Consider the following 22,195-nt stretch of genomic DNA (forward strand, 5'->3'; position numbering starts at 1 on the left):
CCGCACGGAAAGGAAGGCCATGTCTCCCATCCCCCGCAGGTCCCTTCTCAAGGCGGCCGCCGTCGCCGGAGCCGCCGCCCAGTTCAGCTGGGCGCTGGGCGGTACGCACGCGCAGGCCGCGCCCAGAGCCGAGGCCGCGGGCGCGGACCCCGTGACCCTGGACTGGCTGGAGGACGGCGGCCTCGGCGCCGCCCCCGGCTCCACGGTCGGCGTGCCGTGGCCGAAGGGCACATACCAGGAGGACCAGACCTTCGCGCTCACGGACGCCGACGGCAAGGCCGTGCCCGTGCAGTCCTGGCCGATCGCCTACTGGCCGGACGGCTCCCTCAAGTGGACGGCGCACGCGGTGAGTTCGGACTCGGGGAAGCTCACGCTCACCGCGGGGGATCCGGCCGCGCCCGACAAGAAGGTCACCGTCGACAAGAGCGGCGGCACCATCGACATATCGACCGGGGTCATCACCGCGAAGATCGGCAAGAGCGGCTCCACGCTGGTCAAGTCCGTGACGCGCGGCTCGACCGAGATCGCCAAGAACGGCCGGCTGGTCCTCATCCGCCAGCCGGAGATCGAGGACGAGGATCAGGGCGCGGAGAAGTCCGAGCGCTTCGAGAGCGCCATCTCCGAGGTCGACGTCGAGCAGGAGGGCCCGGTGCGTGCCGTCGTCCGCATCGACGGCAAACACCGCAAGGGCGACCGGAGTTGGCTGCCGTTCTCGATCCGGCTGTATTTCTACGCGGGCGCCGACTCCTTCCGCATGGTGCACACCATCACCTTCGACGGGAAGCAGGAGCCGGGGAAGGCGAGCGGCGACTTCATCCGCGGGCTCGGCGTCCGCTTCACCGTGCCGATGCGGGATGCCTCGTACGACCGCCACATCCGCGTCGGCGGCGACGGGACCGGTCTGCTGCGCGAGGCCGTCAAGGGCGTCACCGGGCTGCGGCGCGACCCGGGCGCGGCTGTGCAGGCGGCCCAGTTCGCGGGCGAGAAGCTGCCCGACCCGTCCACCTGGGACCAGCGGGTGACGACGCGGCTGCAGTACATCCCCGAGTGGGGCGACTACACCCTCGCCCAGCTCTCCGCCGACGGCTTCACGCTGCGCAAGCGCACGAAGAAGGGGTACGGCTGGATCGGCGCCGGGGGCGGGCAGCGCGCGTCGGGCTTCGGCTATGTCGGGGGGCCGAGCGGCGGATTCTCCTTCGGACTGCGGGACTTCTGGGAGAAGTTCCCCGCCCAGCTCGACATCCGCGACGCCCACACCGACGAGGCCGAGGTCACCCTCTGGCTCTGGTCGCCCGAGGCGCAGCCCATGGACCTGCGCTTCTACCACGACGGCATGGGCCAGGACACCTACGCCGAACAGCTGGAGGGCCTCAACATCACCTACGAGGACTACGAGCCGGGCTTCGGCACCCCGTACGGCATCGCACGCACCTCCGAACTCCTCTTCTGGGCCAACGAGTCGACGCCCACCCCCGGGAAGCTCGCCGAACAGGTCAAAGCCGTACGGGTGTTGCCGCAGCTCGCCGCCCCGCCCAAGCAGCTCATCAAGGCGAAGGTCTTCGGTCCCGGCCTCTACTCCGAGCCCGACCGTTCCACGGCCGCCAAGGCCAAGATCGAGGACCACCTCGACTTCCTCTTCACCTACTACAAGGACCAGGTGGAGATGCGCCGTTGGTACGGCTTCTGGGACTACGGCGACATCATGCACTCGTACGACCCGGTCAGGCACCAGTGGCGGTACGACGTCGGCGGCTACGCCTGGGACAACTCCGAGCTGTCGCCGGACCTTTGGCTGTGGTTCGCGTACATCCGAAGCGGTCGCGCCGACATCTTCCGCTTCGCCGAGGCGATGACCCGGCACACCGGCGAGGTCGACGTCTACCACCTCGGCCAGTGGGCGGGCCTCGGCACCCGGCACGGTGTCCAGCACTACGCCGACAGCGCCAAGCAGCAGCGCATCGCCAACACCACGTACCGCCGCTACTACTACTTCCTCACCGCGGACGAGCGGGTCGGCGACCTCATGCACGCCAATGTCGACTCCGACGAGACGTTCCTGGTCCTCGACCCGATCCGCAAGATCCGCACCGAGCCGTACACCCCGGACCGCCATGCGCTGTCGATCGGCTTCGGCACGGACTGGAGCGGGCTCGTCTCGGCGTGGCTGACGGAGTGGGAGCGCAAGGGCCCGAAGTGGGAGAAGGCCAAGGCGCGCGTGCTGTCGACAATGGAGTCCATCGCCGCCCAGCCCAATGGATTCGTGCAGGGCAGCGGGCTGTACGACCTCGACACGGGCAGGTTCGCGATCGCCTCGACGCCCGTGGTCGGAGTCTCGCATCTCTCGGCGGTCTTCGGCCTCAACGAGCTGTGCGCCGAGCTCATCGACCTCGTCGACATGCCCGATTTCAAGGACGCGTACCTCGACTACTGCCGTTACTTCAACGCCACCAAGGCCGAGCAGGCCGCCCGCTACGGCTCCAATTTCGGCACGCTGCTGCTCTTCCAGGGGCACTCGCGCCTCGACGCGTACGCCGCCGTACAGACCGGCGACGCGAAGCTCGCCACGCGCGCGTGGAGCAAGTTCTACAACTCCGACGGCTACACGGAGTCCTCGCCCTGGAAGACGGAGAAGCTGAACGGCCCGGTCACCCTGGTGCCGGGCAGCGAGGCCAACTGGGTCTACACGAACGACACCGCGCTGTACGGCCTCGCCGCCATCGAGAACCTAGCGCTGCTGGGCGACAAGATGCCGTAGCTGTACGCCCGTTGAGGACGCGCTAGTCCATCCTTCCCAGCACCTCCCGCACTCGCCGCGCGTCGCGGATCCGCTGCTCGTACGTCGCACCCAGTGCGAGCAACAGCAGACCGGCGAGTGCGGGAGGCACCCAACGGGGAAGCGCGTCGACCACCTGAACGATGTACGGGGCGAGTTCGTGCAGCCCGTCCAGCGCGAGCACCGTGCCGCCCAGTACGAGCGGCGCCTGGAGGCGGTTCCGGGCGCCCACGAGGGTGACCAGCAGCGCCGCCGCGCCGAGCAGCAGCGGGCGCGACCAGTGGGCGTCGCCCCACGCCGCGAACAGGCTCGGCACGAGCGTGGCGGACAGCCCCGGTCCGTACGCCGTCCACGACGAGACCCGGGGGTCCTCACGGCGCCTGACCACCCCCACCAGCAGCGCCGGGACGGTCACCGGGAGCGTGTACGCCTCCGGGGAGCCGACGCCCCAGGCCGCCAGACGGACCCAGGTGGCCGCCACGAACAGGCCGGCGGCCGCGTATCCGACGGAACGTCGGTCCTCCCGCACGGCCGTGCCCGCGGCGATCACGCCGCACAGCGCCAGCACCAGGGCCAGCATCGGGGGATCGGTGACCGAGAGCGCGATGGCGAGCAGACCCGCGACAGCTCCTGTCGCCTCCACCGGCACGGCCACGGACGAGTCGCTCAGGCGCGCCGCGAGGAGGGCCGCGCCGACCGGCACCACGAGGACGAGCAGCGCGGTGTGCTGCGGCTGCCAGCCGAGGGAGCTTCCTGCGGCGCAGGCCAGGGCGGTGGCGTACGCGAGGGACGCGGGCGCCGCGACCGGGCCGAGGCCGGGGCGCCACGCCGCGGCCGCGAACAGGACGGCGAGTGCGGCGAGGACGGTGAGGGTCGCACCCTCGGAGGCCAGCGACAGGAACGCGAGACCGAGGGAGGTGAGCAGGGCCAGCAGGAGCGGGTGCGCCTTGGGCTGTGCCGGGCGGGCGGCGTACGTCAGGGCGGCCACCGTCGTGAGGCCTTGCGCCAACAGTCCCGCCACGTAGGGGAGTTCGAGAGCCGCCGGAAGCGCGAGCGCCGTCGCCCAGGCCAGTGTCAGCGCGCAGATCAGGGCCTGCGGACGCCAGGCGGTGCCGCGGACCGCCACCACCAGGACTCCGGCGACGAGCGCGAGGACGATGGGTGCCGTGGCCGCGTGGGCGGGCCAGGGCACGTCCATGGTCACCGCGTCCCGGGCGGTCGTCGGCGCGCCCGACCAGATCTTCTCCGCCCAGCCGACCGGGCCCAGCAGGGCGATGGCGGCCGGGGGCAGCGCCCACACCACCGCCACGGCCTGCACGGAGCCGGAGGCCCAGGCCAGGCCGCGTCGCACCGGCTCGGGCCAGCGAGTGCGTACGGCGGCCAAGAGGGCGATGCCGCACACCAGATGGCCCGGGATCGTCCAGTCGTCGGGCAGCGACGAGCGCAGGACGCCGCCGAGTGCGGCGACGGTGATGAGACCGCCCGCCAGGGCGAGGCCGGTCGCGGCGTTCGGCTTCGGGGCGTGCCAGGCCGCCACCAGGGCGATCGCCGCGGCAAGGAGGAGGAGCGCCGCCGCACGGGCGGCGGCGCTCGGGCCGGAGGCCGTCCAGGACAGCCAACCGGCGGCAAAGGTGCCCCAGCCGCCCAGGCCGTACGCGCCGACGGCGGCGACCACACGGACGGACGTCACGGGGATCCGCAGCGCGAGAAGCGTGTCGGACGCGGCCGTCACCAGCAGCACTGCCGTGACGGTGCGGGCGCTCGCGTCGGCCGCCGCCGCCCAGAGGAGCAGCGGGAGCTGGGCCGCGGCCACGGCGGTGGGCAGGGGCAGCCGCAGGGGGAGCCGGGAGAGACGTACGCCGGTGGTGGCCTTGCCCTCTCCGGCGCCGGTGGTGTCCGTCCGCTCTCCCGCACGGGTGATGTCCGTCCGCTGTGCGGCCGGCCGGTGCAGCGCGCCTACGGCGAGACCGTACGCCGCCCACACCACGGCCAGCACCGCCGACGCGATGGACGCGTACCCGAGTCCGTCGGCGTCCGGCAGCGCGACCTCGTGCAGCGCGTAGACGTCGAGGACCGTCAGCGCGAGGCCGAGTCCCGCCACCGACTCGGCCGTCGAGCGCAGCCCGCGGCCGAGGAGGAGCACGGGTGCACCGAGCGCGGCCAGCGTCACCGCGCCGAGGACCAGTGCCCGCCCGGCGATTCCCAGGTGACCCCAGCTGACGACGGTGAACGCGACGGCGGCCACGGTCAGCAGGATGCCGCCGAGCAGCAGGAGCACGTTCTGGACGCCGGGTGCGGTGGTCTCGGGCCGACGTGCGGGGACGGCCCGGGGCGCAGACGGCACAGACGGCGCGGGCGACGCAGAGGGCGCGGAGGGCGGCTGAAGGGCCGCGACCAGCCAGGCGCGGCGCGCCAGCAACACGGCACGGCGGGAGTCGAGTTGCCGCAGCTCGGCGTCGAGGAGTCGCAACTCCTCGGCCGGGGGCGGGATGCGGGTCATGCTCCGGAGTGTGGTCCCGGTCACGTTCGCCGGCATGAGTGTGCGTACTCAGGACGTACTCAGATCCACGGACGAGCACACTCGGTACCGCGGCCGGGCACACTCGGTCCATGGACTGGAGCCTTTACCGCTTCCGCAGTGTGTGGGATCTGCCCGCGCCGCCCTCCGCCGTGTACGTGGTGCTGCAACAGGCCGAGGACTACCCCCGCTGGTGGCCCCAGGTGCGCGAGGTGATCCCTGTCGACGAGCGCAGCGGCGTCATCCGGATCCGCTCGGTCCTTCCGTATGACATGACGTTCACCGGGCGGGAGGTGCGGCGCGACGCGGCGGGCGGCGTCCTGGAGATCGCGATGTCCGGCGACATCGACGGCTGGGCGCGCTGGACGCTCACCGCGGACGGGCCGGGCACCCGTGCCCAGTACGACCAGGAGGTTGTGGTGAGCAAGCCGCTGCTGCGGCGGTTCGCCGTGCCGGGGCGGCCCGTCTTCCGCGCCAACCACGCGCTGATGATGCGGGCGGGGCGGCGCGGACTCAGGGCCTACCTGGAAGCGGTTTGAACGAGACCCGCCGGGACCTGTATGGTTCAGTGCGTTCCCGGGCGATTAGCTCAGTGGGAGAGCGCTTCGTTCACACCGAAGAGGTCACTGGTTCGAACCCAGTATCGCCCACCCGGAGAAGGCCGGTCCGTCACAGACGGACCGGTTTTTCTGTGCTCACGGACCGTTTCTCCGTGCCTTCAGGCCGCTGCCGCGGGCAGGTCCGGACGCAGCGGCCACGCCGGATCCACCGCCTCCTCCGAGCCGCTGCGCGCGAACCACGCCTGCAGTCCGCGTGCCTGTGCCGCGTGCCACACCGCCTGCAGCGTGTGCAGCTCGGCAGGCGTGAGCCGCTCCAGGCGGGCCGCGAAACGGCGCCCCACCGCGCGTACGACATCCATCGCGGCCAGCGCGTCGGCCGCCGCGTCGTGCGCGCCCTCCAGGACCACGTCGTAGTGCGCGCACAGGTCGGTGAGGGTGCGGCGGCCCTTGCGATAGCGGTCCAGATGTTTGTCGAGGACCCGGGGGTCGAGCACGCGCAGCGGCGTCGCCTCGAACCAGCGGTCGAGGGAGGAGGCGCGATGGCGGCGCAACTCCCGGTCAAGAAGCGTCAGATCGAAAGGCGCATTCATCACCACGAGCGGACGGCCCGCCGCGGCCTGTTCGCCCAGCTCCCGGGCTATCTCGTCCATCACCGGCGACGGCCAGCGGCCGTTGCGCTGCAGATGTTCGTCCGTGAGCCCGTGCACCGCCGTCGCCCCCGCGGGCACCGGCACTCCCGGGTTCACCAGCCATCGGGTCACCCGCGGACGGGAACCCGGGGCGTCCTGGACGACGACGGCGGCCGACACGATCCGGTCGGTCTCGACGTCCACGCCCGTGGTCTCCGTGTCGAACGCGGCCAAGGGCCCCTCGTACCAGCACGTCATACGTACACAACTCCTCGTTCACCCACGGCAGCTGACGTACCGTCTTCTGCCCGTTTGGTGATACCCGGGCTGTTTGCGCCGTACGCCGGGGGGAGACAACAGAGGTACGGGTCTTTGCAGTTCAGCGGCCCGTCGCGGGGAAACACTTGGTTTGGAAGGCTGTTGGACTCATGGCACTCGCGCAGCCCGAACGGGGCGGGCTGCTGCCCCAGCGGACGGCACCCCATCGCGGCACACTCGCCACCACCGCCTGCATGGAGACGTTGCAGGTCGGCTATCTGCACGCCGTCGCGGCGGCCGCAGGCTGCTCGCTGTCCCAGCCATTTCCGGACAACGGAATCGACTGGCACGTCAGCCACAGCGCCCCCGGGCACACGGTCGACGACGAAGTCACCATCAAGGTGCAGCTCAAGTGCACGTACCAGATCCCGCCGAACCCGCCGGGGCCCGCCTTCTCCTTCACGCTCGACAACGAGCACCTGGCGAAGCTCGCGCGCACCCCGGTCTCGGTGCACAAGATCCTGGTCGTGATGCTCGTGCCCAGGTCCCAGGACGACTGGCTGCGCGCCAGCCACGACCGACTCGACCTGCGGCACTGCTGCTACTGGACCAACCTCGCCGGACACGCCATCACCGGCCGGCGCAGGACCACCGTCCGAATACCGACGGCCCGGATCTTCGACGACCGGGCGCTCTGCGAGATCATGACGCGGGTCGGGACGGGAGGCAGACCATGACGCACCGCCCGATCGACGAAGCCCTGCGACCGGTCAGGCCGCATCCGGCCGAGGCCCTCTGGAGCGAGCCGCCCGCGCCCGGCCAGGTCGACCCCGCAGTGCTCAGCGCCCTGCTGCAGCGGCACGGCTGGCAGCGGCGCGGCGGCGCGCCGGGACGGTACGGCCGGTGGACCCCACCCGGGCCCGGTGGCGCCGGCACCAGCCTGCTGGTGCCGGAGAACCGGGCCTTCCCCGACAGCGACGACCTGCTCGGCGAAGCGCTCGTCGCGCTCTCCCGCAGCGGTTCGCCGTCCGCGCGCGACGTACTCGTCGCGCTCGCCGTGCCGAGCGACGAGATCCGCTGGTGGCGCGACGTCCCGACCGGGCCCGTGGGCGCCGCGCCCTGGACCGTCGAGGAGCAGCTGCGCGCGGCCGCCCGCCAGATGCTGCTCGCGGGGGCGCTCGCCACGCGCGCGCGTGCGGGCTATTACGGCGCCCGGCACCGCAGGTCGGCCTCCGCCTCCCTGGAGAACGTCCTGGTCGGCGCCGAACCCGGAGGGCGCAGGCTCACCGCCTTCGTGCCCGTCGACACCGGGCGGCCGCTCGCCATCCGCCTGCACCAGGCTCTGTACGCCGCCCGGGAGGCCATCGACTACCAGCGGGCCACCGGCGGCATGGACGCCTTCGACGCGGCGGTCGAGGCGGGCGTCAGCCACGAGCTCATGGAGGCCCTGGTGGCCCTCGTCCGCGGCACCGAGGGGGCCCGGATCGCCGTCGAGTGGGCGCCCGCCGCCGGTGTCCCCGAGGGCGGCGCGACACCCGCCGAGCCCGTCGAGTTCTCGCCCGGCGACCTGCCCGTCCTGCGCGAGGCCGGAGCCCGCTTTCTGCGCGAGGAGCCTTCCGTGCCGGTGCGCCTCACCGGCGCCGTGGTGCGGATGCGCAGGTCGGGGCCGCGCGGCGAGGGCACCGTACGGCTGCGGGTCATCGCCGGCGCCGAGGTCCCGCACGTACGCATGACGCTCGACGAGGAGGCGTACCGGATAGCGGGCCATGCCCATCTCGTCGGACTGCCGGTGCGGGTGCACGGACGGCTGGAGAGCCGCGGCGGCTTCCGCAGGCTCACGGATGCCTCCGGAGTCGTACCCGTGCAGGTGGATGAGGCCGAGCGGGACCGGCTGATGAAGTCGCTCCAGGAGAACCTGGACTTCTTCGAGGAGGCGTGCAGCGGAGACTGAGACGGGGCCGTGGTTATCCGTTTCGCGAACGGGACCCCGGGCTCGGTACGATTCCTGTCTGCGCACGCGAGTCGCGGCGCGCCCACCTTCAGGCAGGAGAGTCCGGTGTCAGACGTCCGTGTGATCATCCAACGCGATTCCGAGCGGGAAGAGCGCGTGGTGACGACGGGCACTACGGCCGCCGATCTCTTCGACGGCGAGCGCACCATCGTCGCGGCCCGTGTGGGCGGCGAGCTCAAGGACCTCGCGTACCAGCTCAAGGACGGCGAGACCGTCGAGGGTGTGGAGATCTCCTCCGAGGACGGCCTCAACATCCTGCGCCACTCCACCGCGCACGTGATGGCCCAGGCCGTGCAGGAACTGTTCCCCGAGGCCAAGCTGGGCATCGGCCCGCCGGTCAAGGACGGCTTCTACTACGACTTCGATGTCGCCGAGCCGTTCACGCCCGAGGACATCAAGCGCATCGAGAAGAAGATGCAGGAGATCCAGAAGCGCGGACAGAAGTTCTCGCGCCGGGTCACCTCCGACGACGCCGCCCGCGAGGAGCTGGCCGACGAGCCCTACAAGCTGGAGCTCATCGGCCTCAAGGGCAACGCCGCGCAGGCCGCCGAGGGTGCCGACGCCGAGGTCGGCGCCGGCGAGCTGACGATCTACGACAACCTCGACGCCAAGACCGGCGAGCTGTGCTGGAAGGACCTCTGCCGCGGTCCCCACCTGCCCACCACCCGGAACATCCCGGCGTTCAAGCTGATGCGCTCGGCCGCCGCGTACTGGCGCGGCAGCGAGAAGAACCCGCAGCTCCAGCGCATCTACGGCACCGCCTGGCCGACCAAGGACGAGCTGAAGGCGTACCTGGACTTCCTCGTCGAGGCCGAGAAGCGCGACCACCGCAAGCTCGGCGCCGAGCTGGACCTCTTCTCCATCCCGGAGGAGCTGGGCTCCGGCCTCGCGGTCTTCCACCCCAAGGGCGGCATCGTCCGCCGGGAGATGGAGACCTACTCGCGCCGGCGCCACGAGGACGCGGAATACGAGTTCGTCAACACCCCGCACATCTCAAAGGAAAACCTCTTCGTGACCTCGGGGCACCTGCCGAACTACGCGGACGCGATGTTCCCGCCGTTGGAGTTCGACGGGCAGAACTACCGCCTCAAGGCGATGAACTGCCCCATGCACAACCTGATCTTCAAGGCGCGCGGCCGCTCCTACCGCGAACTGCCGCTGCGGCTCTTCGAGTTCGGCACGGTCTACCGCTACGAGAAGTCGGGCGTCGTGCACGGCCTGACCCGCGCCCGCGGCTTCACGCAGGACGACTCGCACATCTACTGCACCAAGGACCAGATGGCCGGCGAGCTGGACTCGCTGCTCACCTTCGTCCTGGACCTGCTGCGCGACTACGGCCTGAACGACTTCGAGCTGGAGCTGTCCACCCGCGACGACTCCCCGAAGTTCATCGGCGAGGCCGCGGAGTGGGAGGAGGCCACCGACGCGCTGCGCCAGGCGGCCGAGAAGCAGGGCCTCCCGCTGGTTCCCGACCCGGGCGGCGCCGCGTACTACGGCCCGAAGATCTCCGTCCAGGCCAAGGACGCCATCGGCCGCTCCTGGCAGATGTCCACCATCCAGGTCGACTTCCAGCAGCCCAAGCGGTTCAACCTGGAGTACACGGCCGCGGACGGCACCAAGCAGCAGCCGGTCATGATCCACCGCGCGCTGTTCGGCTCGATCGAGCGCTTCTTCGCGGTGCTCCTGGAGCACTACGCGGGCGCGTTCCCGGCGTGGCTGGCGCCTGTCCAGGCGATCGGCATCCCGATCGGCGACGCGCACGTGCCGTACCTGGCGGAATTCGCCAAGAAGGCCAAGGCGGCCGGACTGCGCGTCGAGGTCGACGCGTCCTCCGACCGCATGCAGAAGAAGATCCGCAACGCGCAGAAGCAGAAGGTGCCCTTCATGGTCATCGCGGGCGACGAGGACATGACGGCCGGCGCCGTCTCCTTCCGCTACCGCGACGGCTCGCAGGAGAACGGCATCCCGGTCGACGAGGCGATCGCCAAGATCGTGCAGGTCGTCGAGGAGCGCGCGCAGGTCTGACGCCTACGGTTTCGACGCGTACGTATGTGAGGCATTCAGCGTTCTTCCGGCACGTACGTGAGGTGAGGCCCCCGGAGAGCTCAGCTCCCCGGGGGTCTTTCGTCGCCCTCACGGGCGAACACCTGCAGCAGCCACGACGAGAACGACCCCGTCACCGCGCCGAGCAGCGCGAGGCCGCACCCCATCAGCCCCACTGCGATCGCGCGCCCCTTCGGCGTCACCGGTGTCACATCCCCGTACCCCACCGTCGACAGCGTGGAGCAGGTCCACCACACCGAGTCCCCGAAGGTCCGGATCGTGGCGTGCGGCGCCGCGTGCTCCGCCTGGTAGACGGCGAGGGCGCCCGCGAAACCGATCAGCGTGACCGACAGACCCGAGTAGACGATCACGCGCACGTGCAGGGAGAGCCGGGGCTGCCCGTGGCGGCGCTGCACGGCGTCGTAAACCTTCACGATGCGCACGGGACGCAGCAGCGGCAGGACGAGCACCACGGTGTCCAGCCAGTGCGTCCGTACGAAGCGGAGGCGCTGCCCGCTCAGCCGCCAGCGCACCGCGTAGTCGACGCCGAACAACACCCAGGCGGCCACCATCGCCGCCAGGCAGCAGCTCAGCGCGGCGGCGGGCAGACCGTGACCCAGGACAAGGACCGCGTACGAGGCGAGAAACAGCAGCGAGGCCAGGGCGAGCGGGACCTCGGTGCGCCGCTCCCAGCGGACCTGTGGGCTGTCGTCGTCCATCGCCCCAGCTTGGCCGGGGGCCCTTTCCCGCGGCACCCGCCGACACGCCGCGAACGGGCGAAGTCATATGCTGCACAACATGACGAGTGAGCCGGAGCAGCAGATCGGAGTGGGAACGCAGGATGCGTTCCAGCGCTTGTGGACGCCCCATCGGATGGCTTACATCCAGGGCGAGAACAAGCCCACCGGTCCGGGGGCCGACGACGGCTGTCCCTTCTGCTCGATCCCGGCCAAGTCCGACGAGGACGGGCTGATCGTCAAGCGCGGCGAGCAGGTGTACGCCGTGCTCAACCTGTACCCGTACAACGGCGGCCACCTCATGGTCGTGCCCTACCGCCACGTCGCCGACTACACGGACCTGACGGACCCGGAGACCGCCGAACTGGGCGAGCTGACCAAGCAGGCCATGACCGCGCTGCGCACCGCCTCGGGCGCGCACGGCTTCAACATCGGCATGAACCAGGGCACGGTCGCGGGCGCCGGTATCGCCGCCCATCTCCACCAGCACATCGTCCCCCGCTGGGGCGGCGACACGAACTTCATGCCGGTCGTGGGCCACACCAAGGTCCTGCCCCAGCTCCTGGCGGACACCCGCAAGATGCTGGCGGAGGCTTGGCCGACGGCCGCCTAGTGCCTCTTCGATGGCGGGGCGACCTCGCGGTGCCCTGCCGCAGCCGCTGGGCGTCGTAGCGGTGCCCTGCCGCAGCAGGCGCTACGCGTCGTAGAGGTCCGCCTTCCGAGGCATCGGATCCTGGACCTGGGTGCTGAGGAACGACGAGCGCGTGCCGAACTTCTCGGTGTCGACGCCGTTCTCCTCCAGAACCCTGATCGCTGCGGCGTGCACCACGCGCAGCACCGGCGTCGCGGCCCGCAGCGCGTCGTCCGCCATGAAGCGGTGCCGCCACGGCTGATCGGCCCAGGCGTGCCGCAGCCCGAAGGGCTCGGGCAGCGTCAGGGTCCCGCCGAGCCAATTGAGGAACGGCGGATACCAGGTGAAGGGCGCCCGCGCCGCGAGCCGCACGACCTCGTCCGTGGTGACCAGCGGCAGATTCACCTTGCGGGTCTCCCAGAACTTGACGGCCTTCGCGACCTCCTTGGTCGGCGCCTCCGGCTTCGTCGTGAAGAGCGGGTTCACCGGACCCAGCGCGTGCCCCGTGACCTCGATGCGCAGTGTCTCGTGCAGCACGGTCACGGTGATCAGCATGGTGATGATCAACTGGCCGTCCCAGAGTGTCCATTGGACCCCGAGGTAGTGCCGGTCACCGCTGCCGAACTGCTGCTTGTTGCAGATGTCCTGGATGGCGTGGGTCTTGATCGTGTACGCGTCCACGTCCGTACCGGCCGGCCGGGACACCGCCTTCGCGTTCTCACCGATCGGCGTGACGACCCAGTGCTTTATCGAAGGGGCGGGGAAACCACCGGTGTTGAGGGGACCGCGCTCCAGCATGCGCAGCTGGTCGTGGATGGACCGGATGACGTCCCAGCTGCGGAACGGGTGGATCTCCTTGTCCGCGTCGCGCGGCACCAGGTCCTCGGCGAGCTGCCAGGAGCCCCAGCGGGTGCCCATGCCGAGTATGCCCTTGGGGCCCGCGTAGAAGACCGAGTTGGACTGCTGCTCGGCGGTGAGCCGAGCGAGGGACTGGCGCAGCCGCTCGGCCGCCGTCTCGCCGGGACTGCCGGGCACGGCCTCGGGGATCTTGGCGCCGATGCCGCCGCCGGACAGCAGACTGTCCCAGCGGTCGCGCAGGTCCTTGGCCGTGCGCTCGCAGATCTGCTTGGCCCAGAGCCAGCCGACGACGGGGAGCACGATCGCCGCACGCGCGTACCAGGCCCAGAAGCCGGTGAACGGCATGCGGACGAAGAAGAGCACGGCGAGGGCGCCGACGGCGACGAGGAGCGTGGTCCCGAGGGCGGAGGCGCGCTTGTCCTCGCGCTTGGCGATCTGCGTGCGGATCTGGAAGACGAGCAGCCAGACCAGCAGCCCGGGCAGGAAGAGCAGCCCGCACAGCACCATCACGGCCGACAGCCAGTTGTCCCGCTCCCTGCGGATGCGGTTCGCCGCCAGGCAGTGCTCCACGACGACCTGCGGCTCGGTGCCGAAGGACTGGATCAGCGGCTTGCGGCCCGCGCCCAGCATGCGATCCTGCACCGCTCGCGCGAAGGCCTCGCCCAGGTTCGGCGCGAACAGCTTGATCTTTCCGGACTTGACGGTGGACTTGTGCCAGTCGTTGTCGGCCTTGAGGATCTCCTCGACCCCGTTGTCCCGGTACGCCGCCGAGGCCAGGGCGAAGGTCGCCGCCGTCTGGCCCGCGGAGCCCGAGAGCGGCACCTGCGCCCCGGGAGTGAAATCGAAACCGTCGAATGCCACTTCCGCCCCCATCGCCGCCGCACCCGCTCCTGCGGCCTTTCCCGACTTCCGTGCCCCGCACACCTGTTGATCAGGTCATCGTCTTGATCAGGTTCTCAGAGTATCGGCCGGGACCGACATTCGTCGGCGGACGGCCGAAGCCGTCCGCCGACCGATGAGGCACCGAACCCTCAGGCGTCCTGGGCCTGTTCGCGGATCCTTTCGGCGATCTGCGGCGGCATCGGCTCGTGCCGCGCGTAACTGCGGTTGAAGCGCGCGGTGCCGTGCGAGAGAGAGCGCAGATCGACGGCGTACCGCCCGATCTCGATCTCCGGGACCTCGGCCCGTACGAGGGTGCGTCCGCCCCCAGTCTGCTCGGTGCCGACGACTCGGCCGCGGCGCCCCGACAGGTCGCTCATCACAGCGCCCACATAGTCGTCGCCGACCAGGACAGTCACCTCGGCCACCGGCTCCAGGAGATGGATCTTGGCGTCGGCGGCCGCCTCGCGCAGGGCGAGCGCGCCGGCCGTCTGGAACGCGGCGTCGGAGGAGTCCACGGAGTGCGCCTTGCCGTCGAGCAGCGTGATCCGTACGTCGATGAGGGGATAGCCCGCGGCCACGCCCTTGGCGGCCTGGGTGCGGACGCCCTTCTCGACGGACGGGATGAACTGCCGGGGCACGGCGCCGCCGACGACCTTGTCCACGAACTCGATGCCCGAGCCGTTCGGCAGCGGTTCGACCTCGATCTCGCAGATCGCGTACTGGCCGTGCCCGCCGGACTGCTTCACATGGCGCCCGCGCCCGGCGCACTTGTCCGCGAACGTCTCCCGTAGGGAGACCTTGTACGGAACGACGTCGACCTGGACGCCGTAGCGGTTGCGCAGCCGCTCCAGGGCGACGTCCGCGTGGGCCTCGCCCAGGCACCACAGGACGACCTGGTGGGTGTTCTGGTTCTGCTCCAGGCGCATGGTGGGGTCCTCGGCGACCAGCCGTCCCAGGCCCTGCGAGAGCTTGTCCTCGTCGGCCTTGCTGTGCGCCTGGATGGCGAGCGGAAGCAGCGGGTCGGGCATCTGCCACGGCTCCATGAGCAGGGGGTCGTCCTTGGCCGAGAGGGTGTCCCCGGTCTCGGCCCGGTTCAGCTTCGCCACGCACGCCAGATCGCCCGCGATGCAGTGCGTGAGGGCGCGCTGCTGTTTGCCGAACGGCCTGGACAGGGCGCCCACGCGCTCGTCGACGTCGTGGTCCTCGTGCCCCCGGTCGGTCAGCCCGTGCCCGGACACGTGCACCGTCTCGTCGGGACGCAGGGTGCCCGAGAAGACACGGACGAGCGAGACCCGGCCCACGTACGGGTCGGACGCCGTCTTCACGACCTCCGCGACCAGCGGCCCGTTCGGGTCGCAGGCCTTGACCGCGCGCGCCTCGCCGGCCGGCGTGGTCACCGTGGGGGCCTCGCGCTCCAGCGGGGTCGGGAAGCCGCCCGTGACGAGTTCGAGGAGTTCGACCGTGCCGAGGCCCTGGCGGGCGCCGTCGGCGGCCGGAGCGGCGGCCAGCACCGGGAAGAAGGTTCCCCGCGCAACAGCCCGCTCCAGGTCCTGCACCAGCGTCTTGAGATCGATCTCCTCGCCGCCGAGATAGCGGTCCATGAGGGTCTCGTCCTCGCTCTCGGCGATGATCCCCTCGATGAGCCGGTTGCGTGCCTCCTCGATCGACGGCAGCTGCTCGGGTCCCGGCTCCGCCTCCTTGCGCTCCCCGGAGGAGTAGTCGAACAGCCGCTGGGACAGCAGCCCGATCAGACCCGTCACGGGCGCGTGCCCGTCGGGGCCCTCCTCGCCGCGCAGCGGCAGATACAGGGGCAGTACGGCGTCGGGGTCGTCCGCTCCGAAGGCCTCCGCGCAGATCCGCGTCATCTCTTCGAAGTCCGCTCTGGCGGCTTCGAGATGGGTGATCACGATGGCCCGTGGCATGCCGACGGCCGCGCACTCCTCCCACACCATCCGGGTCGAGCCGTCCACGCCGTCCGAGGCCGAGACGACGAAAAGGGCCGCGTCCGCTGCTCGCAGACCGGCCCGCAGTTCCCCGACGAAGTCGGCGTATCCGGGGGTGTCCAGAATGTTGATCTTGTATCCGTCCCAGTCGACGGGTACCAGGGAGAGCTGCACCGAGCGCTGCTGCCGGTGCTCGATCTCGTCGTAGTCGGAGACGGTGCCGCCGTCCTCCACGCGGCCCGCCCGGTTCACTGCTCCCGCGGTGAGCGCGAGAGCTTCCACCAATGTCGTCTTGCCCGATCCGCTGTGGCCGACCAGCACCACATTCCGTACGGACGCGGGGTGGTCGGCCGCTGTAGCCCTGCCGGCGGCTCCGGGGTGTGCGTTCGCCTTGTCGCCCATGGCCTTGCCTCCCGTGCACGGTGAGGTCTCTTTGGGCGCGGGCAAGCGGATCCGCGTGCGGTGCGGCTCCGATGACGCCCGCGGTGTATTCGAGCTTTGCACTCACGTCACGGTGCGTCCATACGGCGGACTCGATCGCGCCGTGACACCGACGGCATCCCGTCATGACACGGGTGCGGGTGCCCGACCGTCGCACACGCGCGCGCGTGGCTACGATGGGCCAGCCGGTGGCCAGCAGGGGCCGCGCGGCGACACCGACCCTCGGGAAGGCCATGCTGAACAAGTACGCGCGTGCATTCTTCACGCGTGTCCTCACACCGTTCGCCGCGTTTCTCATCCGCCGGGGGGTAAGCCCCGACACGGTCACCCTCCTGGGCACGGCCGGAGTCATGGCGGGCGCGCTGGTCTTCTACCCCCGGGGCGAGTTCTTCTGGGGCACGATCGTCATCACGCTCTTCGTGTTCTCGGACCTCGTCGACGGCAACATGGCGCGCCAGCTCGGCCGCTCCAGCCGCTGGGGCGCCTTCCTCGACTCGACGCTCGACCGGGTCGCCGACGGCGCGATCTTCGGTGGCTTCGCGCTCTGGTACGCGGGCAACGGCGACAACAACGTCCTGTGCGCCGTCTCGATCTTCTGCCTGGCCAGCGGCCAGGTGGTCTCGTACACCAAGGCCCGCGGCGAGTCGATCGGGCTGCCGGTCGCGGTCAACGGACTGGTGGAGCGCGCCGAGCGGCTGGTGATCTCGCTGGTCGCGGCCGGCCTCGCGGGCCTGCACACATTCGGTGTGCCCGGCATCCAGGTGCTGTTGCCCATCGCTCTGTGGATCGTCGCGGTCGGCAGCCTCGTGACGCTGATCCAGCGCGTCGTCACGGTGCGCCGCGAGGCCGCGGAGGCGGACGCCGCGTCCGCGGCCCAGAACAGCGGGGCCACGTCGTGACGAGCCTCCAGGACCGGCTGGTCGACGGGGCGTACGCGCTCGGCTGGAGCACCGTCAAGAAGCTCCCCGAGCCGGTCGCCGTGCGGCTCGGCCGGACCATCGCCGACCTCGCCTGGAAGAAGCGCGGCAAGGGCGTACAGCGCCTGGAGAGCAACTACGCGCGCGTGGTGCCCGACGCGACGCCGGAGCGGCTCGCCGAGCTCTCCAAGGCGGGCATGCGCTCGTACCTGCGCTACTGGATGGAGTCCTTCCGGCTGCCCGCCTGGAGCGAGGAGCGCGTGAAGACGGGCTTCGAGGTCAAAGACGTGCACCGCCTGACGGACGGCATCGCCTCCGACCGGGGTGTCATCCTCGCCCTCCCGCACATGGGCAACTGGGATCTCGCGGGCGCCTGGGTCACCACCAAGCTGGAGACGCCCTTCACGACGGTCGCCGAGCGCCTCAAGCCCGAATCGCTGTACGACCGTTTCGTCGCCTATCGCGAGGGCCTCGGCATGGAGGTCCTGCCGCACAGCGGCGGCACCGCGTTCGGCACGCTGGCCCGGCGGCTGCGCGACGGCGGGCTGATCTGCCTCGTCGCCGAACGCGACCTGTCCTCGTCCGGCGTCGAGGTGAAGTTCTTCGGCGAGGCGACCCGGATGCCCGCGGGACCGGCCCTACTCGCTCAGCAGACCGGAGCCCTGCTCCTTCCGGTGACGCTCTGGTACGACGACTCGCCCGTGATGAAGGGGCGCGTGCATCCCCCCGTCGAGGTGCCCGAGACAGGTACCCGGGCGGAAAAGACGTCTGTCATGACACAGGCGATGGCCGACGCCTTCGCCACGGGGATCGCCGACCACCCGGAGGACTGGCACATGCTGCAGCGCTTGTGGCTCAAGGACCTCGACCCGGGGAAGGATCCTGACAACACCGGGAAAGTTTCCGAGAACTCCGAGAAGGACCCTGAGAAAGGGACCCCGTGAGGATCGGCATCGTCTGCCCGTACTCCTGGGACGTGCCGGGCGGCGTCCAGTTCCACATCCGCGACCTGGCCGAGCACCTCATCCGCCTCGGCCATGAGGTGTCCGTCCTCGCTCCCGCGGACGACGAGACACCCCTGCCTCCGTACGTCGTCTCGGCGGGCCGCGCGGTCCCCGTGCCGTACAACGGCTCCGTGGCGCGCCTGAACTTCGGCTTCCTGTCGGCGGCCCGGGTGCGGCGCTGGCTGCACGACGGCACCTTCGACGTGATCCACATCCACGAGCCCGCCTCGCCGTCACTCGGCCTGCTCGCGTGCTGGGCCGCGCAGGGCCCCATCGTCGCCACCTTCCACACCTCCAACCCGCGCTCCCGGGCGATGGTCGCCGCGTACTCGATCCTCCAGGCGGCCCTGGAGAAGATCAGCGCGCGGATCGCGGTGAGCGAGTACGCGCGCCGCACTCTCGTCGAGCACCTGGGCGGCGACGCGGTCGTCATCCCGAACGGTGTCGATGTCGACTTCTTCGCCCGCGCCAAGCCCAAGGCCGAGTGGCAGGGCGACACCCTCGGCTTCATCGGCCGGATCGACGAGCCCCGCAAGGGTCTGCCGGTGCTCATGAAGGCCCTGCCGAAGATCCTCGCCGAGCGCCCGCAGATCAGGCTCCTGGTCGCCGGGCGCGGTGACGAGGAGGAGGCGGTGGAGTCCCTGCCCGCCGAGATGCGCTCGCGCGTCGAGTTCCTCGGCATGATCAGCGACGAGGACAAGGCCCGCTTCCTGCGCAGCGTCGACGTGTACGTGGCGCCCAACACCGGCGGCGAGAGCTTCGGGATAATCCTCGTGGAGGCGATGTCGGCGGGAGCGCCCGTGCTCGCCTCCGATCTCGACGCGTTCGCCCAGGTCCTCGACCAGGGTGCGGCGGGCGAGCTGTTCGCCAACGAGGACGCCGATGCGCTGGCCGCTTCCGCGCTGCGGCTCCTCGGCGACCCGGAGCGCCGGGCCGAACTGCGCGAGCGGGGGAGCGCACACGTACGGCGCTTCGACTGGTCGACGGTCGGGGCGGACATCCTGTCCGTCTACGAGACGGTGACGGACGGGGCGGCGGCGGTGGCCACCGACGAACGTACCGGGTTCCGGGCGCGGTTCGGGCTGGCGCGGGACTGAGTGCCGGAGACCTCGGGCGGGGGAGCGTCGTGCTGCGCACCCGCGCGCGGGGAGGTCGGTCCGGTTGGTTGTCCGAGATGGGCGCCGGTCGGTTGTCTGCGGTGGATGTCGACCGGTTGTCCGGGGTGGGCGTCCGTCGGTTGTCCGGGGTGGGTGTCGGCCGGTTGTCTGCGGTGGGTGTCGGCCGGTTGTCCGGGGTGGGCGTCCGTCGGTTGTCCGGGGTGGGCGCCGGTCGGTTGTCTGCGGTGGGTGTCGGCCAGTTCTCCGGGGTGGGCGCCGGCCGGTTGTCTGCGGTGGGTGTCGGCCGGTTCTCCGGGGTGGACGCCGAACCGCGCGTGATCCGCGGCGGGTCCCATCTGTGCCACGCCTCACCGCAACTGCAACCGCTACCGCTACCGGGTCGCGGCGCGCTGCAAGAAGACGCCCGACTCCTTCGCCGGACACGGCGGTGTCCGTTGCGCCTGGGACCTCGAAGAGCGGTGACCGTACCCGGGTAGCCTTGCCGCCCGTGACCGCAACTCTCATCTGGATCCTCGTCGGCCTCGTCGCGATCGGCCTCTATCTGAGCTGGACCGCCGGGCGACTGGACCGGCTGCACGCCCGCATCGACGCCGCCCGCGCCGCTCTCGACGCGCAGTTGCTGCGCCGGGCCTCCGTGGCACAGGAGTTGGCCACGTCCGGGGTCCTCGATCCGGCCGCTTCGATCGTGCTGTACGAGGCGGCGCACGCGGCTCGGCAGGCCGAGGAGGAGCAGCGGGAGGTGGCCGAGAGCGAGCTGAGCCAGGCGTTGCGCGCCGTGTTCGGGGAGGTGGCCCAGGTCGAGGCCGTGCGGGAGGCTCCCGGCGGTGAGGAGGCGGCGAGTGAGCTGGCTCAGGCCGTGCGGCGGGTGCCGATGGCTCGGCGCTTCCACAACGACGCCGTACGCGCCGCCCGCGCGCTCCGCCGCCACCGCAAGGTCCGCTGGTTCCACCTCGCCGGCCATGCCCCGTTCCCCATGGCCTTCGAGATGGACGACGAGCCCCCGACGGCATTGGCGGACCGCCCGACGAGCTGAGGCCGGGTTTGTCAGCCCCCTCCGCCCCTGGATTGCGCGGTCCCCGTGCCCCTTCAGAGGCGTGGGGACCGGCGCGACAAGCCCCCACTCACCCGCAGCCGAAAAGCCACCCAGGGGTCTGGGGCGGAGCCCCAGGTGTCGGGAATGGGCAGGGGCGGCGGGGGCGAAAAGAATCCACCGGCTCCCCATTGGCCCTTGCTGTGGCCTGCTCCCCTCACGTTTCCTCGGTGCTGCACCAAACCCTCTTCCACCGAGTGAGGTCAACCCGTGTCCAGCACGCTCTCCAACTCCGCCCAGACTCCCGAGACCGGCACCGCCCGCGTGAAGCGCGGCATGGCCGAGCAGCTCAAGGGCGGTGTGATCATGGACGTGGTCAACGCCGAGCAGGCGAAGATCGCCGAGGACGCCGGCGCCGTGGCCGTCATGGCCCTGGAGCGGGTCCCCGCCGACATCCGCAAGGACGGCGGCGTGGCCCGTATGTCGGACCCGAACATGATCGAGGAGATCATCGACGCGGTCTCCATCCCCGTCATGGCCAAGTCGCGCATCGGCCACTTCGTCGAGGCCCAGGTCCTGCAGTCCCTCGGCGTCGACTACATCGACGAGTCCGAGGTCCTCACTCCGGCCGACGAGGTCAACCACTCCGACAAGTGGGCGTTCACGACCCCCTTCGTCTGTGGCGCCACCAACCTGGGCGAGGCCCTGCGCCGGATCGCCGAGGGCGCGGCCATGATCCGCTCCAAGGGCGAGGCCGGCACCGGCAACGTCGTCGAGGCCGTCCGCCACCTGCGCCAGATCAAGAACGAGATCGCCCGGCTGCGCGGCTACGACAACAACGAGCTGTACGCCGCCGCCAAGGAGCTGCGCGCCCCGTACGAGCTGGTCAAGGAGGTCGCCGAGCTCGGCAAGCTCCCGGTGGTGCTGTTCTCCGCCGGTGGCGTCGCCACCCCGGCCGACGCCGCCCTGATGCGCCAGCTCGGCGCCGAGGGCGTCTTCGTCGGCTCCGGCATCTTCAAGTCGGGCGACCCGGCCAAGCGCGCGGCCGCCATCGTGAAGGCGACCACCTTCTACGACGACCCCAAGATCATCGCGGACGCGTCCCGCAACCTGGGCGAGGCCATGGTCGGCATCAACTGCGACACCCTCCCCGAGGCCGAGCGCTACGCCAACCGCGGCTGGTAAGGCACACCACCCATGAACACCCCCGTCATAGGCGTCCTGGCACTCCAGGGCGACGTACGGGAGCACCTCATCGCGCTGGCCGCGGCTGATGCCGTGGCCAGGCCGGTGCGGCGCCCCGAGGAGCTCGCCGAGGTGGATGGCCTGGTCATCCCCGGCGGCGAGTCCACCACCATCTCCAAGCTGGCCGCACTCTTCGGAGTGATGGAGCCCCTCCGCGCGCGCGTGCGAGACGGCATGCCCGTCTACGGCACCTGCGCGGGCATGATCATGCTCGCCGACAAGATCCTCGACCCGCGCTCGGGCCAGGAGACCATCGGCGGCATCGACATGATCGTGCGCCGCAACGCCTTCGGACGTCAGAACGAGTCCTTCGAGGCGGCGGTCGACGTCCAGGGTGTCGAGGGCGATCCTGTAGAGGGCGTCTTCATCCGCGCCCCCTGGGTCGAGTCCGTGGGTGCCGAGGCCGAGGTGCTCGCCGAGCACGACGGCCACATCGTCGCCGTACGCCAGGGCAACGCGCTCGCCACGTCGTTCCACCCGGAACTGACCGGCGACCACCGCGTGCACGGCCTGTTCGTCGACATGGTGCGCGCGAACCGGACACCGGAGTCCTTGTAGGATCTGGGCGTCCCCCCAAGCTCTTGAAGTCTGGGGGAG

Annotated in this window: 17 protein-coding genes, 1 tRNA gene and 1 pseudogene; 14 read left to right on the forward strand and 5 right to left on the reverse strand. The window is 70.8% G+C overall.

Features of this window, described 5'->3' with window-relative positions:
* The first annotated feature begins 19 nt into the window (after nucleotides 1–19).
* Nucleotides 20–2,755 (forward strand): exo-rhamnogalacturonan lyase family protein, encoded by a 2,736-nt coding sequence (locus tag ACZ4RZ_RS15870; RefSeq protein ID WP_467744982.1) that lies wholly within the window; start codon nucleotides 20–22, stop codon nucleotides 2,753–2,755.
* A 22-nt stretch (nucleotides 2,756–2,777) separates the two neighbouring features.
* On the opposite strand, the gene ACZ4RZ_RS15875 is transcribed toward ACZ4RZ_RS15870, so the two are convergent.
* Entirely contained in the window at nucleotides 2,778–5,309 is a 2,532-nt protein-coding gene (locus tag ACZ4RZ_RS15875) for an SCO7613 C-terminal domain-containing membrane protein (protein WP_467744983.1), read from the reverse strand.
* A 74-nt stretch (nucleotides 5,310–5,383) separates the two neighbouring features.
* Here ACZ4RZ_RS15875 and ACZ4RZ_RS15880 point away from each other — a divergent pair, with 74 nt between their 5' ends.
* Complete coding sequence (locus tag ACZ4RZ_RS15880) at nucleotides 5,384–5,830, forward strand: SRPBCC family protein (RefSeq protein ID WP_467744985.1); 447 nt, start codon at nucleotides 5,384–5,386, stop codon at nucleotides 5,828–5,830.
* 39 nt (nucleotides 5,831–5,869) lie between these two features.
* Nucleotides 5,870–5,941 (forward strand) — tRNA-Val (locus ACZ4RZ_RS15885).
* Nucleotides 5,942–6,009: 68 nt separating this feature from the next.
* On the opposite strand, the gene ACZ4RZ_RS15890 is transcribed toward ACZ4RZ_RS15885, so the two are convergent.
* Nucleotides 6,010–6,738, reverse strand: coding sequence for a 3'-5' exonuclease (locus ACZ4RZ_RS15890; protein WP_399076378.1), 729 nt, complete (start codon nucleotides 6,736–6,738; stop codon nucleotides 6,010–6,012).
* A 170-nt stretch (nucleotides 6,739–6,908) separates the two neighbouring features.
* On the opposite strand from ACZ4RZ_RS15890, the gene ACZ4RZ_RS15895 reads away from it, so the two are divergent.
* From ACZ4RZ_RS15895 to thrS, 3 genes are all read left to right on the forward strand, one after another.
* Nucleotides 6,909–7,475, forward strand: a complete 567-nt coding sequence (locus ACZ4RZ_RS15895; protein ID WP_362020980.1) for a DUF4365 domain-containing protein — start codon at nucleotides 6,909–6,911, stop codon at nucleotides 7,473–7,475.
* Nucleotides 7,472–8,689 carry a hypothetical protein gene (locus ACZ4RZ_RS15900; RefSeq protein ID WP_467744987.1) on the forward strand — a complete coding sequence of 406 codons (1,218 nt, stop codon included), beginning with the start codon at nucleotides 7,472–7,474 and terminating at the stop codon, nucleotides 8,687–8,689. The genes ACZ4RZ_RS15895 and ACZ4RZ_RS15900 overlap by 4 nt, the downstream gene beginning before the upstream one ends.
* Nucleotides 8,690–8,794: 105 nt before the next feature.
* Complete coding sequence (gene thrS, locus ACZ4RZ_RS15905; RefSeq protein ID WP_467744988.1) at nucleotides 8,795–10,774, forward strand: threonine--tRNA ligase; 1,980 nt, start codon at nucleotides 8,795–8,797, stop codon at nucleotides 10,772–10,774.
* Between the two features lie 80 nt (nucleotides 10,775–10,854).
* Here the strand turns inward: thrS and ACZ4RZ_RS15910 are convergent, their stop codons facing one another.
* Nucleotides 10,855–11,511 carry a potassium channel family protein gene (locus ACZ4RZ_RS15910; RefSeq protein WP_467744989.1) on the reverse strand — a complete coding sequence of 219 codons (657 nt, stop codon included), beginning with the start codon at nucleotides 11,509–11,511 and terminating at the stop codon, nucleotides 10,855–10,857.
* Nucleotides 11,512–11,578: 67 nt separating this feature from the next.
* Between ACZ4RZ_RS15910 and ACZ4RZ_RS15915 the strand changes: the two genes are divergently transcribed.
* Nucleotides 11,579–12,142 (forward strand): HIT family protein, encoded by a 564-nt coding sequence (locus tag ACZ4RZ_RS15915; protein WP_189187989.1) that lies wholly within the window; start codon nucleotides 11,579–11,581, stop codon nucleotides 12,140–12,142.
* A gap of 81 nt (nucleotides 12,143–12,223) precedes the next feature.
* On the opposite strand, the gene ACZ4RZ_RS15920 is transcribed toward ACZ4RZ_RS15915, so the two are convergent.
* Nucleotides 12,224–13,891: a hypothetical protein gene (locus ACZ4RZ_RS15920; RefSeq protein ID WP_467744991.1), complete on the reverse strand. Its 1,668-nt coding sequence runs from the start codon at nucleotides 13,889–13,891 to the stop codon at nucleotides 12,224–12,226.
* A gap of 158 nt (nucleotides 13,892–14,049) precedes the next feature.
* Nucleotides 14,050–16,245, reverse strand: a complete 2,196-nt coding sequence (locus ACZ4RZ_RS15925) for an elongation factor G-like protein EF-G2 (protein ID WP_467744993.1) — start codon at nucleotides 16,243–16,245, stop codon at nucleotides 14,050–14,052.
* 215 nt (nucleotides 16,246–16,460) lie between these two features.
* On the opposite strand from ACZ4RZ_RS15925, the gene pgsA reads away from it, so the two are divergent.
* From pgsA to pdxT, 7 genes and pseudogenes are all read left to right on the forward strand, one after another.
* Nucleotides 16,461–17,183 carry a phosphatidylinositol phosphate synthase gene (pgsA, locus tag ACZ4RZ_RS15930; RefSeq protein ID WP_467745075.1) on the forward strand — a complete coding sequence of 241 codons (723 nt, stop codon included), beginning with the start codon at nucleotides 16,461–16,463 and terminating at the stop codon, nucleotides 17,181–17,183.
* Nucleotides 17,180–18,145: a phosphatidylinositol mannoside acyltransferase gene (locus tag ACZ4RZ_RS15935; RefSeq protein WP_467744995.1), complete on the forward strand. Its 966-nt coding sequence runs from the start codon at nucleotides 17,180–17,182 to the stop codon at nucleotides 18,143–18,145. The genes pgsA and ACZ4RZ_RS15935 overlap by 4 nt, the downstream gene beginning before the upstream one ends.
* On the forward strand, nucleotides 18,142–19,302 hold the full coding sequence (locus tag ACZ4RZ_RS15940) for a glycosyltransferase family 4 protein (protein ID WP_467744996.1): 1,161 nt from the start codon (nucleotides 18,142–18,144) through the stop codon (nucleotides 19,300–19,302). Before ACZ4RZ_RS15935 ends, ACZ4RZ_RS15940 begins: the two co-directional genes overlap by 4 nt.
* 329 nt (nucleotides 19,303–19,631) lie before the next feature.
* Nucleotides 19,632–19,785 (forward strand): annotated as a pseudogene (locus ACZ4RZ_RS15945) (SUMF1/EgtB/PvdO family nonheme iron enzyme); the annotation flags it as partial.
* A 25-nt stretch (nucleotides 19,786–19,810) separates the two neighbouring features.
* Nucleotides 19,811–20,356, forward strand: coding sequence for a LemA family protein (locus tag ACZ4RZ_RS15950; RefSeq protein WP_467744998.1), 546 nt, complete (start codon nucleotides 19,811–19,813; stop codon nucleotides 20,354–20,356).
* A gap of 333 nt (nucleotides 20,357–20,689) precedes the next feature.
* Nucleotides 20,690–21,538 carry a pyridoxal 5'-phosphate synthase lyase subunit PdxS gene (gene pdxS / locus ACZ4RZ_RS15955; protein WP_467745076.1) on the forward strand — a complete coding sequence of 283 codons (849 nt, stop codon included), beginning with the start codon at nucleotides 20,690–20,692 and terminating at the stop codon, nucleotides 21,536–21,538.
* A gap of 12 nt (nucleotides 21,539–21,550) precedes the next feature.
* Nucleotides 21,551–22,156 (forward strand): pyridoxal 5'-phosphate synthase glutaminase subunit PdxT, encoded by a 606-nt coding sequence (gene pdxT, locus ACZ4RZ_RS15960; RefSeq protein WP_467745000.1) that lies wholly within the window; start codon nucleotides 21,551–21,553, stop codon nucleotides 22,154–22,156.
* Nucleotides 22,157–22,195 lie beyond the last annotated feature (39 nt).

The organism is Streptomyces sp. NPDC027189, from assembly GCF_055566975.1.